The organism is Qipengyuania sp. (assembly GCF_964227205.1).
Taxonomy (GTDB): Bacteria; Pseudomonadota; Alphaproteobacteria; order Sphingomonadales; family Sphingomonadaceae; genus Qipengyuania.
In genome coordinates, this window is the sequence record NZ_CAXQVB010000006.1 from 119215 (window position 1) to 132734 (window position 13520).

The following is a 13520-nucleotide window of genomic DNA, read 5'->3' on the forward strand; positions in this document are numbered from 1 at the left end:
ATGACCCGGCGGTCCGGAAGGAAGACTAGGGTTCGATGGTAAAGCCGACGATAATGGTCGATGGGCATGTGCTCGATGGATCGCCGCAAGGAAGCGGCGCCTATCTTGCCGGTCTGTATGGAGAATTGTCGCGCGAGGGTTTGGCGCGAGTGGTGCTGTGCTGTCACAAGGAAGAAAGTCTGTCGCGCTGGTTTCCAGATGCGCCGGATATCGAGTGGCAGCCGTTGCATTCGACCGGCCGGTTCAAGCGACTGGCAGTGGAGCTGCCGCGGCTCCAAGCGAGGCTGAAGCCCGACTTCGCGCATTTCAACTATATCTGCCCGCTTCGAAAAACCGGGCCCTGGATCAATGTGATCCACGACCTGCTGTTCCTCGACCACCCGCAGTACTTCCCTCTGAGCTATCGGCTCAAGAACGCCACCTTGTTTCGCATCAGCGCGATGCGTAGCGAGAAGGTCATTACCAGCTCGCACTACTCTCGCGATGCGATCCATCGCCACTTCGGGATCCCGCTTGAGCGCGTGCATGTCGTGCCGGCGGCGCCCGATGCCTTTGTCGATGCGCCAGACTCCGCGGTTCCCGACCTGACGCCCGGACGTTTCGTCGTCTATGTCAGCCGTTTCGAGCCGCGCAAGAACCAGCATGCGCTGGTTCGGGCTTTTCGCGAAATATTGGGCGAGCTCGATCGGAACCAGTCGCTGGTTCTGGTCGGTTCTCCCGCGCTCGAATATCCGGAACTGGAAGATGCCCTGGCGCTCGCGGGAAATCGTGTGCGCCACCTTTCCAACATCAGCCACGCGCAGCTCACGTGGCTTTATCGAAACGCCTGTGCGTCGATCTATCCTTCGCATGCAGAAGGCTTCGGCATGCCGATCATCGAAGCCGTCGCGGCCGGAGGCATATCCTATTGCGCCGACAATACCGCCATGTCCGAACTGGTCCCCTACGTCCACGGGAGCTTCGAGCCTGATGATCCCGAGCAGATCAGGGCTACTGTGAGGCGTGCATTTGGGGAGAGCCGCCGGGATTCGGACGATAGGGTTCGCGAGCGGATGCTGGAAACCTTCTCGTGGAAGGCATCCGCGCATGCTCTGATCGAGGCGCTCCGTGCCTGATTTGGTTAAGCACAGGGTCGCCATCCTCGGCACCGTCGGCGTTCCCGCAAATTATGGCGGGTTCGAAACGCTTGCGGAGAACCTTGTGGGCTATCACGAGGAGACCGGCAACTCGCTCGAGCTGACGGTCTATTGCTCTTCGAAAGGGGCTGACTCGCAACCGGCGCGTTATCGAAGTGCAGCGCTGGAGTACGTCGGGTTCGACGCGAACGGTGTACAGTCGATACCCTATGACATGGTCGGTCTGTTCGACGCCGTGCGAAAGGGGCACGACAGGCTGCTGCTGTTGGGCGTTTCGGGAGCGTTGATCCTGCCCTTGCTCAAGCTCTTCTCTCGCGCGCGCGTCATAACCAACGTCGATGGGATCGAGTGGAAACGAGAGAAGTGGAAAGGCTTGGCCAAGCACTATCTGCGTTTTGCCGAGTTTGTCGCCGTCAAGGCATCGGACGAGGTCATCGCGGACAATCAGGCGATCGCCGACTATTTGAAGGAGGCCTATGGCTGCGAGGCGCACGTGATCCCCTACGGCGGAGACCATGCCGTTGAGGCCGATCCCGATCCCCTTGCCGTGGCGAATCTGCCAGATGGATATGCCTTGGGGCTTTGCAGGATCGAGCCCGAAAACAACATTGCGATGATACTCGAGGCTTTCGACGGGCTGGGAATGCCGCTGGTATTCGTCGGCAATTGGGACAAGAGCCGCTACGGCCGCGAACTCAAGCACAAGTACGCCGGGCATCCCACCATCACGATACATGATCCGGTTTACGATCCGCGCGGCCTGCGGGCAATTCGCGATGGGGCCTCGTTATACCTGCACGGACACTCGGCCGGCGGAACAAATCCGGCGCTGGTCGAAATGATGCATTTCGGGATTCCGATCGCGGCACATGGCTGCGCCTTCAACCGCCATACGACCGAAGGCCGGGCGCTCTATTTCACCAGTGCAGCGGAATTGCGTGCGCTGCTCTCGCAAATGTCCGCTGGAGAGGCCAAGGCCATCGGCGAAACAATGTGCGAGATCGCCTCGCGTCGTTACACCTGGGCCTCTATCGGACGGGCCTATTTCGAATTGTTGGAGGCATAATGCTGGAAGTCGAGGCAACACCGCTTCCCGATGTTCTCATCCTGAAACCACGCCGGTTCGGCGATGACAGGGGGTGGTTCTGCGAAACGTGGAATTCAGGCAGGATGCGCGAGCACGGCCTCGATTTCGTTTTCGTGCAGGATAACCATTCCTTTTCGGCCGACGTCGGGACGCTTCGCGGGCTGCACTACCAGTCGCCGCCGCGCGCGCAGGACAAGCTGGTACGCTGCAGCCGGGGAGCAATCCGCGACGTTGTGGTAGACGCGCGCAACGGGTCGCCCACCTTCGGAAAATGGGTGGCGATCGAGATCTCGGCGGAAGACGGGCGCCAGGTTCTGGTGCCCAAGGGATTCCTTCATGGCTTCGTCACGATGGCTCCCGATACCGAAGTGCAGTATAAGGTGACCGAATTCTATGATGCGGATTGCGACGGGTCGGTTGCCTGGGACAGTCTGGATATTGACTGGGGGCTCGACGGATCGAGGCCGATCCTGTCTGACAAGGATATCGTGGCACCGGCCTTCGCGGACTGGCATTCACCCTTCACATATGAGCGGGCATCATGAAAATTCTGGTTACCGGCGGCGCCGGCTTTATCGGCTCGGCGGTCGTTCGCCTTGCAATTGGCCGCGGCCATAGCGTGGTTAATGTCGACGCGTTGACCTACGCTGCTTGCCTCGAAAATCTCGCATCTGTCGCCGACGATCGGGCCTACGCGTTCATTCACGCGGATATTCGCGATCGCGGGGCGCTCGACAGAATTTTCGCTGACCACCACCCCGATGCGGTGATGCATCTCGCTGCGGAAAGCCACGTGGACCGTTCGATCGACGGGCCGGGCGAATTCATGGAAACCAATATTCTCGGCACGTTCAACATGTTGGAGGCTGCTCGGAAATATTGGGTCGAGCAGGGCAAATCCGCTAATTTCCGCTTCCACCACATCAGTACCGATGAGGTTTATGGCTCGTTGCCGGCCGACCCCGAAGTTCAGTTCACCGAAGACACGCCCTACGATCCGCGTAGCCCATACTCGGCATCCAAAGCCAGTTCGGACCATCTGGTCCGGGCGTGGGCGGAAACCTATGGCCTGCCCATTTTGGTAACCAACTGTTCGAACAATTACGGCCCCTACCACTTTCCGGAAAAACTGATCCCGGTTGTCACTATCAACGCGCTTCATGGGAAGCCGCTGCCGATATACGGTGACGGGTCGAATGTACGCGACTGGCTTTATGTGGAAGACCACGCGGATGCATTGCTGCTGGTGCTGGAGAAGGGGGCGGTCGGCCGCACATACAATATCGGAGGGGAGAACGAATGTTCCAACCTGGCCTTGGTCACGACGATTTGCGAAATACTCGACCGGCTCCGCCCGCGTGCAGACGGTCGCCCCTATTCCGAACTGATTACGTTCGTTGAGGACAGGCCGGGCCACGATGCCCGCTACGCAATCGATCCATCTCGTATCCGCGAAGAGCTCGGCTGGCGACCATCGGTTACGATCGAAGAAGGCTTGGAAAAGACTGTCCGATGGTATCTCGACAATGAAGAATGGTGGCGTCCACTGATGCAGCGCCAGGGCGTGGGACAGCGTTTGGGCTCAGGCAAACGGTAACCGCCATGGCGATTCTCGTTTTCGGCAAGACCGGCCAGGTGGCGCGCGAGTTGCAAGCACGCGCGCCCGTTCTGGCGATCGGGCGCGACGAGGCAGACTTGTCGGATCCGGTGGCTTGCGCTGCAGTAATCGCTTCTCGATTGCCCAGCGCGGTGATCAACGCGGCCGCATACACCGGCGTAGACAAGGCGGAGGAAGAGGAAGCCCTTGCGACCCTCGTCAATGGCGAGGCTCCAACGGCCATGGCGAAAGCTTGCGCAGCCCTCGACATTCCGTTCGTCCACATATCTACCGATTATGTATTCGACGGCTCGGGACACCGGCCATGGCAACCGCGCGATCCTCGCCATCCGTCCAACGCATACGGTCGCAGTAAACTGAAGGGCGAGCGAGGTGTGGAAGAGGCGGGGGGGCGTTTCGCAGTCCTGCGCACCAGTTGGGTTTTTTCGAGCCACGGGAATAATTTCCTCAAGACAATGGTTCGCCTTTCCGAAACTCATTCGGAACTGAAGGTAGTCGATGACCAGATCGGCGGACCGACGCCGGCAGCCCACATCGCCGACGCGTGCCTCCGGATCGCTCGAGAGTTGCAGCAGGATGCCGGAAAATCGGGCCTGTATCATTTCAGTGGCGCCCCCAATGTATCCTGGGCCAACTTCGCCCGTACGATCTTTGACGTGGCAGGCAGGGAAATGTCAGTTCTCGGGATACCGACCAGCGAATATCCGACGGCTGCGGTGCGGCCGCTGAACTCGCGGCTCGATTGCAGCGCAACTGTCGAGGCGTTCGACATCGCGCAACCCGACTGGCGTCAGGCAGTCAAACAGATACTGGACGAAATGGAGATCGCACCATGACGATGCAGCGCAAGGGCATCATTCTCGCTGGAGGGTCCGGTACCCGGCTCTATCCCGTCACCTTGGGGGTCTCGAAACAACTCCTTCCAATCTTCGACAAGCCGATGATCTACTATCCGCTCAGCGTACTCATGCTGGCGGGTATCCGCGAAATCGCGGTCATCACGACACCGGAAGATCGGGCGCAATTCATCCGCACGCTCGGCGATGGCAGCCAGTGGGGCATAAGCTTGACATTTATCGAGCAACCGAGCCCGGACGGTCTGGCCCAAGCGTATTTGTTGGCGGAGGATTTCCTGGATGGCGCCCCGTCCGCGATGGTGCTCGGCGACAACATCTTTTTCGGACATGGGTTGCCCGAGCAACTTTCGGCTGCATCCGATCAGGCCGAAGGTGGCACCGTTTTCGGATACAGGGTTGCGGATCCCGAGCGGTATGGCGTGGTCGATTTCGCCAGCGATGGGTCGGTGCGGTCGATTGTCGAGAAGCCAGAAGTGCCGGCCTCCAATTTCGCGGTGACCGGTCTGTACTTCTTGGATGGGAGCGCACCCCAGCGCGCGGCGAGCGTGAAGCCGTCTGCCCGTGGTGAACTTGAAATTACTTCTCTTCTTGACAGCTACCTCGACGATGGCCTGCTCAAAGTCGGGCTCCTGGGAAGAGGGTATGCCTGGCTTGACACGGGCACTCACGCCAGCCTGCTGGATGCGGGGAACTTTGTGCGCACTATCGAGGAGCGGCAAGGTCTCCAGACCGGCAGCCCCGACGAGATCGCCTACCGTCTGGGGTGGATTTCCGCGCAGCAATTGGCCGAGCGGGCGGAAATTTTCGGGAAGAACGCCTATGGCCGCTATCTTGAGGACCTGCTGGGAGAGAGTATCTCGTCTTAGGCTCGAGGCAATACCGGCATGACTGGCGAAGAAGGGAATTCAAATGCCGCGTTTTGGCCACCTTTTCAGGAAACGCCGAATGGGCAATGTCACAAGCATCGAGCAATCATGCAACCGGGATGGCAACTTCCATTTTCAGCCAGGCTTCAGATTGGCAAACCCAGTGCAATCTGCTGATGGGATAGATAGGCGGTTGCGGGGGTGAGCAATGACGGAATTGTACCTGTGGATAGTAGAATGAGGTCATCGTTCGGCTACGTCCGCAGATGGTCGACGAACCGAAGGTCGCGCAGTCGGCGCCAAACGGGATGGGCAAATTTGCATGGATAGTGGTCGCGTGCCGGTTCGCCGGACAGGAAGTTCTAGCAGCGGTCGAGCGCAAGGTTGGCTGATATTGAGCCTCTTCGCCGCTTTGGTCGCGCTCACCGGCGGTGCGTCGAGATATGACGCGATTCAAATCGTTCCATTGCGAGCATTATCCGCTCTCTTTTTGATTCCCGCGTTCTACTATCTGACGCTGGAAAGCATCAAGGGACAGCGCGCGCTGTTCATTCTCTTCGGTTGTTATGCGCTGCTGGTCTCGGTTCAGCTGGTACCTCTTCCACCTTCACTCTGGCAGGGACTTCCGGATCGAAGCGATCTGGCCCAGTTGGATTCGGCTCTCGGTTTCCAAGACGTTTGGCGCCCCCTCACCTTGACCCCGATGCGCAGCTGGAATGTCTTGGGTAGCCTCGTCGTCCCGGCGGCAGGTCTACTACTCGCGGTTGCCTTGCGCGGGTCGGCGCGTGTGATTTTGCGGGTGATTGCGGGGCTTGGCGTTCTCAATGCCGTACTGGGACTGCTCCAGATCGTTACCGGGAAATCCAGTGTCTTCTACTTCTACGAGCTCACCAATAGGGGCTCTCCGGTCGGCATTTTTGCGAACGAGAATCATGCAGCAATCTTTGCCGCCTGTTCCCTTTTGGTTGTCACCTCGCTCGCATTGAGGGCGCGTGAAGTGCAGAGTGCGAGTTGGGAGCGTCTGATCTACCCCGTCGCTTTCGTATTTATCCTCCTAACAGCACTGGTCGGTGCTTCGCGTGCCGGCCTGGCGGCCACTCTCGGTGCGGTCGTCATTTCGCTTGTCATGCTCTTTCTTTCGCCGCGCACCAGTCGAGGTCATTCGGTGAACGATCCTGTGAGGCGCTGGCTCGACAAGCATTCGGGCCTGGTGGTGATAGTGCCGGTCGTCGCCATAACACTCACTGCGGCGACCTTCATGTTGCTCGATCGAACGCCAGCTTTTCAGGATTTGCTTTCGAGAGACAGTTTGGCAGATTTGAGGTGGTCCTTGTGGCCAGTCATCGCGGCGATGATTGCCACTCACTGGGCGCTAGGCACGGGGTTTGGATCTTTCGAGCAGGTTTACAATATTTATGAGCCATCGGAATTGCTGATGCCTCAATACGTGAATCAGGCGCACAACGACTGGGCTCAGTTCGTTATTGAGGGCGGGATTCCCGGGGTGCTGATTCTAATCGCGCTTTTCGTTTGGATGGCCCGCGCAATCGTGAAGATTGCCGCCAAGAATTCGGCGAGGGTAAATGCGCTTTTTTGGGTGAGTATTTTCGCTATCGTTGGGGTTGCTTCGTTGGTCGATTACCCCCTAAGGACGCCGATCTTCCAACTGGTTGCGATTTGGCTTCTCGTGGCTCTTTCACGAGACATGCGCGACCGGCATGGGAGGGAAGTGAATGCGGCAAACCGTGTGCCTTGAAAGCTGTCGTCGTATCGGAGTTGCGCTAAGGCGCTCATCATGAAGAAGATCAACTCGGTGAAGAAATTCAGAGCGGCCATCAGTGGCTTGGCGCTCGTCCTCGTTTTGTCGGGATGTGCTACGGACCGAAGCTATGGCAAGGCGCCGGGTATTGAGATTGCGGAGCTCGAAGAGTTGCCGGCGCCAGGTGTCGAAAATCTCTATGTTATCGGCCCTCAAGAAAGGTTGCAGGTGGACGTCGTGGGTGCGGAGCGTCTGAGCGGCACCTACCTCACGGACGGTCAGGGGCGGATCAACTTCCCGCTGGTAGGCATCCTCGATCTCAATGGCCTCGCGCCCAGCGATGCCGCAGGTTTGATCGCCAAATTTCTCGAGGGACGCTATCTTCTCAATCCACAGGTAAGAGTGATCCCTTCTGAAATTCCCCCACCCACGGTCTCTGTGGGCGGCCAGGTGAATAAGCCGGGGGAATATGCGGTTCTTGGTCGGCAAACGCTTCTGCGTGTCGTCAACCAAGCGGGTGGTCTCGCTGAATATGCCAAGCTGGACGATGTCCTGGTTCTGCGTACGGTCGATGGTCAGCGCTATATTGGCGCGTATAACATCCAGGCTATTCAACGCGGAAACTACGGAGATCCCACCGTCTACCCCAATGACATCGTCATCGTCGGGGACTCGCCAAGTCGAAGGCGTTTGGACAGTATTTTGCGATTTGCTCCGCTACTTTCGACTTCTGCCATTTTGATTGATCGGATCGGACGTTGAACAATCTTAATTTTGGTTCGCCCGAGCTTGCCAGGCAGGATGATGGATATGCTCTTGTCGACAATCCCGACGGCAACGGTTCGTTTGCTCTCGACATCGAGCGCTATTGGCACGAGGCTGTCAGCCTAAAGTATTGGCTTGCAGGCATAGTCGCGCTTGGCATTCTGCTGGGCGTCCTCGTTACATTGCTGACTACGCCCCTCTACCAAGCAAGTGCGCGCCTCGAAGTTTCGCAGGTTACGGCGGATGTGACCAATCTCGATTCGCTCGAGGTCGACAGTAAAATTTCCGAGCTCCAGTACCTCAATACCCAGTACGAGCTTCTCGTTTCGAAATTCATGGCCAAGCGGGTCATGGAGGCCGGCAATCTGACCCGCGATGAAGCGTTTCGCAATGCCTTCGCACTCGAGGACGGCGGCAATCTCGAAGCGAAAATCGAAGGGGTACTGTTCGACAATATAAGTATCAGTCCGATTACGCAGTCGAGCTTGGTCGATGTGAAATTCTCCAGTCCTGATCCAGTCGTTTCGGCCGAAATCGCTAATCTGTGGGTCAAGGAGTTTGTGGCGGCGAACTACGAAAAGCGCTTCGGTGCCAATATCGAGGCCAGAGAATTTCTCCAGAAGCAGATTGCAGAACTTCGTGAACGCCTTGCCCGATCGGAGCAGGACCTTGTCGAGTATGCGAACGCGAACGGGATACTTGTGCTCAGCGCTGGAGAGGAATCGGGTTCCGAATCGGCCGGGCAGACCTTGATCGGCGCCGATCTGCAGGCGCTCAATACCGCCTTGGCTGCAGCCGTTGCGGATCGCATCAATGCGCAAGCGGCGGTTGTCGGTGGCAATTTCCCCAGTACGGACCCCCGCAACGAATTGCTGACGAACTTGAGCACGGCCGAGGCCGAACTGGCGGTTCTGCGTGCGAATTACGGGCCGGATTATCCGCAAGTTCAGGAAAAGCGGGCCGAGGTGAATTCACTTCGCGCCGCTATTTCAGGAGGTGCACGCGATCTTCTTCGGTCGGCCAGAGTCAGGGAAGCGGAGCTGCGTGAACAGGTCGAGCAGGCGAAGCAGCGCTTTCTCGGGCAGCAAGGTCAGGGCATTCGTTACGGGATCTTGAAGCGTGAGGTCGAGACCAACCGGCAAATCTACGATGCATTGCTGCAGCGCTTTAAAGAGCTGGAGGCATCTGGGGCTGGTGAGAATAACATTCAAATCATCGATTTGGCCGATGTACCGGGCGCGCCGTATGCACCCTCGCTCCTGCTCAACCTCCTGTTTGCGATCATCGGGAGCGTGGCTCTGGCAGTGGCATTGGTCTATCTGAAGGTTGCCCTTAGCCAGACTTTGCAGGATCCTGAGGATGTGCGCAGGCGTCTCGGCCTGCCTCTGCTGGGCGCCATTCCTCGCGAGATGAACGGCGAATTGGTTGAATGTCTCACGGAGCGTTCTTCCGAGATCAACGAGGCCTACACGACGGTTCGAACAAACATGAACTTCCTGACTCCTAAAGGAGCGCCGAAGGTCCTCATGTTAACGTCTTCAGTGCCTGCAGAAGGTAAGAGCATCTCATCCGCCGGGATCGCCACCAGCTTTGCACAACTTGGCAAGCGCACTCTCCTGATCGATGCCGACCTGCGCAATTCAAAGCTCAAGGATACCCTGAAACTGCATGGCTACGACAAGGGCGGCCTGGTTCCTCTCTTGGCAAGTCAAGAGGCTGACATGGCGTCTCAGATTGTCACGCTCGATCAATTTGGTTTCGACTTCTTGCCGATGGGACGGACCCCGCCGAACCCGGTCGAACTCTTGGCAGGTGAGAAGTTCGCTGAGGTCGTGGAGACTGCCAGGGGTACCTACGACCAGGTCATTATCGACGGGGCTCCGATGTTGGCACTGGCTGACGCGGTCGAAATGTCGAAGGTCGTCGATGGCGTAATCTTCGTGATCGAGGCAGAGCGGATCAAACTCAGGGGCATCGAGAATGCAATCGGTCGCCTACGCCGCTCGGGTGCGCAGGTGTTTGGCGCAATAGTTACCAAGGTCAGCCAGAAAAACTCCGCTTACGGCTACGGCTATGGCTACGGCTATGGCTATGGCTACGGATACGGGGAAGATAAACGCGAGGATCAGGTCTAAACGACCTGCTCGAGGCCATGAAGTCGGTACGTCCACTCCGTCTAATTCTCTCGACGATAGCCGGTTTGGCTCTTGCGATTGGCCTTGCAGCGCAATCTGCCGGTCTTGCCCTGACACACAAAACACCCGGAACTGCGTTATCGTTGTTTCCGCTGAACGGCCGGGCTGAGGAAGAACTTGCTTCCCTGACGTTCGTCTCGGCAGCCGAAGGGGAGGATTCCAAGGAGGTTGACGCACCCAGAGCTAAAGACAGAGCTCTGGCGGCATACCGACGTGAACCCCTTGCGCCGGAAGCGCATGCAATTCTTGCGTTGGCCGAACAGGATGAAAAGGTTCAGTCGGAAATCGTGAGCGTCGCAGCGCGATTGAACCGAAGGAACTCAAGGCTCCAAGCGGTTGTCCTCCAAGGGCAAGTGGTCAACCAGGATTACCCGGGAGCTATAGCGACGTTGGACAGGATTTTGCGTGTCCGACCCTCGCGATCCCCCGAACTGTTTCCGACACTGCTGCCGGTGTTTGCTAGAGAAGGTGCAGTCGATGAATTCGCTCGAATACTCGACGGTAGCTCGCTTTGGCATGAAACTTTCTTCCGCTATGCGGTCAGGCAGCCCGCGGCACTTTTAAACCTTGTTGAATTGCGCAAGCGAGTCTCATTCCACGACCAAGAACTGGACCAAACTCTTTTAAAAAATCTCGTGCTCGAAGACGAACTCGATGTCGCCTACAAATTTTACAAGCGACTGGGTGAGGAAGGGCAATCCAGCAAAAGCGACGGCGCACTCGATTGGAATACGATGTATCCGCCTTTCGATTGGAAATTGACTGATCGGGCAGGTCTCCGGGCTCAACCAAGTCGAACTTCGGCGGAACTCGAAATTTCTGCGAAACCCGGTGAAGGGGGCGTCGTGGCTCGACGGCTCATAAAGACTCCCGAAGGACCCTTCGTATTTGGTGTGGAACACGACATCAAGTCTGAACAAGCATTGCAGGATATAGACGTAGGTCTTTACTGCGGAACTGCGGGTAAATCTGTGATATTGGATCGAAGCCTTGCAAATCTGAAGCGCGAGTTCGAGATAAAGAAGCTGCCTGCATCCTGCTCGTTCGTAGAATTGGTCATAGAGGCGAGGGCTTGGTCGGGGCGTTCTGCGCTCGATGCGAAAATTAAGTCGATCAGGCTCCGGCACTGATCGACAAGCGCCAACTGTCTAGTACGAGGCAGGGCTGCATTGGGGCTGCATATGATGCTTTGCTCGATGGGGACCGGATCTCTGCCGATCGTTCTTTGGCAAGCAAATGAATGCAGCACCAGCTCCCATCCCGTGCCTTGAGGTCGGTTGCGAGCGCGTATGTCTCAGATTCCAGTGTGAAGGCCATGCACTTAGGCGGGTTATGTCCGATCGCCTAACGCCGTTTGCAAAAGCGGCTGCGACTATCTGCCGACGTTCGAGACGCTCTGATCTCCAGCCTAGTCCTTTTGGTGGATACGGCCAGCCAACGGCTCAGGTCTCAATCCAATGCCGACCACAAAAAAGCCCGCCGATCCGGCGGGCTTTTTCTTGCCTCGAGAGGCTTCGATGGTGGGCGTACCAAGGTTCGAACTTGGGACCCCTACGATGTCAACATAGTGCTCTACCACTGAGCTATACGCCCGCACCATCGTCCGCCCCTCGCGGGGTAGGCGGGCCCTTTAGCGAGGCTTGGAAAACCGCGCAAGGCCCTAATCGCACTTAATACAGGCGCGCGCCGACAGGGTCCTCCAACACGCGTTCGACCTCGAGCACGAGGTCGCGCAAATGAAACGGTTTCGACAGCACTTTGGCGTGCGGCTGCTCCCGGCTTGCCTTGAGCGTCACCGCGGCAAAGCCGGTGATGAACATGACTTTAGTGTCGGGACTAACCTCGTTGCAGCGCTGGGCCAGTTCGATCCCGTCCATCTCGGGCATTACGATATCCGACAGCAGAAGGTCGTAGCTGCCGTCTTCGAGAAGCGGGACGGCATCGGTACCCCGATCGACCGAATCGACGACGTAACCGGCATTGCCGAGTGCGCGCGCCAGGTAAACGCGCATGGCGTCGTCATCCTCGGCCAGAAGAATTCGGGGGGGCTGGTTTTGCGTCATCGCGCATGTCTAGCGCGGGGGCTTTAAAAAAGCATGTATCCAAAACGATCATTGTTAACGTGGGGGCAGGTGCAGGGGCGGGGCGGTCCCCGGGGGCCGGCGGTGGCGGCCCCGATGTGGGGTGGAGTGGGCGCGAAGATCGGGCGGCGCGAGCCACTCCGGACTTGATTAATGCGGGCACGCCCCCGACGATGCGGCCATGACCGAAACGCCGACGGAATCGATGGCGAGTGCCCTGCATCTGTCCGGCGGAGACATCCCCGGAGGGCCGGGGCCATCGTACCGGCTCTGGCGATTCGGCGGCAACACGATACCGGTTCTACTTGCAGTCCCGCACAGCGGGCGTGCCTACCCCGAAAGCACGCTCGCATCGTTGCGTGCACCAGACGAAGCGCGTCTGCGTCTGGAAGACCGTTACATCGATGCGGTTGCCTACCCGGTGGCTGCTGCCAACGCCGCCGGTCTCTTGCTGGCGCAGGCGCCGCGCGCGATGATCGACCTCAACCGATCGGTCGATGATATAGATTGGGGCATGATCAAGGGCTCCAAGCCGAAGCCCCTGCGGCATTCGCTGGCGAATCGCCGCTCGCGCAGCGGGCTCGGCCTTGTCCCCCGACGCATTCCCGGAATGGGGGAACTCTGGCGCCGGCCTTTGGCAAGGACCGAGCTCGACGCCTGGATCGCCGGGATCTACCAGCCTTACCATACCGCGCTGGGCGGCGAGCTTGAGCGCCTTCGCGATCGCTCGGGCGTCGCCCTGCTAATCGATCTCCATTCGATGCCTCCGCTCAAGCCTCACCACCCGCAGGACCGGCCGGCAGAATTCGTCATCGGCGATCGTTTCGGCGCGTCCTGCGATCCCGGCCTGGTCGATCTGGCGCTGCGCTATCTCGCAAATCATGGCCGGCGCGTGGCACATAACCGGCCCTATTCGGGGGGATATGTGCTCGACCGCTATGGCCAGACGGTGCGGGGAATCCATGCGCTGCAGATCGAAGTGTGCCGCAGCACCTATCTCGATGCACGGCTCGACCAGCCCAGCGCGCGCCTGCCCGCGATCGTGAAGCTTCTGGCAGGCCTTGTGCGTACGCTGGGTGCGGAAGCCGCGACTATGGCGCGCCGCGGCCCCATCGCCCAAGCCGCCGAATAGCCGGGTACAAAAAACCACCCCGCG

12 protein-coding genes and 1 tRNA gene are annotated in these 13520 nt (G+C 58.5%); 11 read left to right on the top strand and 2 right to left on the bottom strand.

What is annotated here, in order from left to right; genetic code table 11:
- Positions 1–68: 68 nt before the first annotated feature.
- The 10 genes from ACEQZ0_RS13765 to ACEQZ0_RS13810 all read left to right on the top strand — a co-directional run bounded on the left by ACEQZ0_RS13765 (position 69) and on the right by ACEQZ0_RS13810 (position 11413).
- The gene (locus ACEQZ0_RS13765; RefSeq protein ID WP_370191589.1) at positions 69–1115 is read left to right on the top strand and encodes a glycosyltransferase family 4 protein; all 1047 of its coding nucleotides are present in this window, start codon (positions 69–71) and stop codon (positions 1113–1115) included.
- Positions 1108–2202: a DUF1972 domain-containing protein gene (locus tag ACEQZ0_RS13770; RefSeq protein ID WP_370191590.1), complete on the top strand. Its 1095-nt coding sequence runs from the start codon at positions 1108–1110 to the stop codon at positions 2200–2202. The genes ACEQZ0_RS13765 and ACEQZ0_RS13770 overlap by 8 nt, the downstream gene beginning before the upstream one ends.
- On the top strand, positions 2202–2768 hold the full coding sequence (rfbC, locus tag ACEQZ0_RS13775; protein WP_370191592.1) for a dTDP-4-dehydrorhamnose 3,5-epimerase: 567 nt from the start codon (positions 2202–2204) through the stop codon (positions 2766–2768). The genes ACEQZ0_RS13770 and rfbC overlap by 1 nt, the downstream gene beginning before the upstream one ends.
- Positions 2765–3820, top strand: coding sequence for a dTDP-glucose 4,6-dehydratase (gene rfbB / locus ACEQZ0_RS13780; RefSeq protein WP_370191593.1), 1056 nt, complete (start codon positions 2765–2767; stop codon positions 3818–3820). Before rfbC ends, rfbB begins: the two co-directional genes overlap by 4 nt.
- A gap of 5 nt (positions 3821–3825) precedes the next feature.
- On the top strand, positions 3826–4677 hold the full coding sequence (gene rfbD, locus ACEQZ0_RS13785) for a dTDP-4-dehydrorhamnose reductase (RefSeq protein ID WP_370191594.1): 852 nt from the start codon (positions 3826–3828) through the stop codon (positions 4675–4677).
- The gene (gene rfbA, locus ACEQZ0_RS13790; protein WP_370191595.1) at positions 4674–5564 is read left to right on the top strand and encodes a glucose-1-phosphate thymidylyltransferase RfbA; all 891 of its coding nucleotides are present in this window, start codon (positions 4674–4676) and stop codon (positions 5562–5564) included. Before rfbD ends, rfbA begins: the two co-directional genes overlap by 4 nt.
- A 394-nt stretch (positions 5565–5958) precedes the next feature.
- Positions 5959–7320 carry an O-antigen ligase family protein gene (locus ACEQZ0_RS13795; protein WP_370191596.1) on the top strand — a complete coding sequence of 454 codons (1362 nt, stop codon included), beginning with the start codon at positions 5959–5961 and terminating at the stop codon, positions 7318–7320.
- A gap of 39 nt (positions 7321–7359) precedes the next feature.
- Positions 7360–8085 carry a polysaccharide biosynthesis/export family protein gene (locus tag ACEQZ0_RS13800; protein ID WP_370191597.1) on the top strand — a complete coding sequence of 242 codons (726 nt, stop codon included), beginning with the start codon at positions 7360–7362 and terminating at the stop codon, positions 8083–8085.
- Entirely contained in the window at positions 8082–10223 is a 2142-nt protein-coding gene (locus ACEQZ0_RS13805; RefSeq protein ID WP_370191598.1) for a GumC family protein, read from the top strand. The genes ACEQZ0_RS13800 and ACEQZ0_RS13805 overlap by 4 nt, the downstream gene beginning before the upstream one ends.
- Positions 10224–10240: 17 nt before the next feature.
- Positions 10241–11413 carry a hypothetical protein gene (locus ACEQZ0_RS13810; protein WP_370191599.1) on the top strand — a complete coding sequence of 391 codons (1173 nt, stop codon included), beginning with the start codon at positions 10241–10243 and terminating at the stop codon, positions 11411–11413.
- A 388-nt stretch (positions 11414–11801) separates the two neighbouring features.
- Here ACEQZ0_RS13810 and ACEQZ0_RS13815 read toward each other — a convergent pair.
- Positions 11802–11876, bottom strand: a tRNA-Val gene (locus ACEQZ0_RS13815).
- A gap of 77 nt (positions 11877–11953) precedes the next feature.
- Entirely contained in the window at positions 11954–12346 is a 393-nt protein-coding gene (gene cpdR, locus ACEQZ0_RS13820; RefSeq protein ID WP_370191601.1) for a cell cycle two-component system response regulator CpdR, read from the bottom strand.
- A gap of 199 nt (positions 12347–12545) precedes the next feature.
- Here cpdR and ACEQZ0_RS13825 point away from each other — a divergent pair, with 199 nt between their 5' ends.
- Positions 12546–13496: an N-formylglutamate amidohydrolase gene (locus tag ACEQZ0_RS13825; RefSeq protein ID WP_370191602.1), complete on the top strand. Its 951-nt coding sequence runs from the start codon at positions 12546–12548 to the stop codon at positions 13494–13496.
- Positions 13497–13520: the final 24 nt, after the last annotated feature.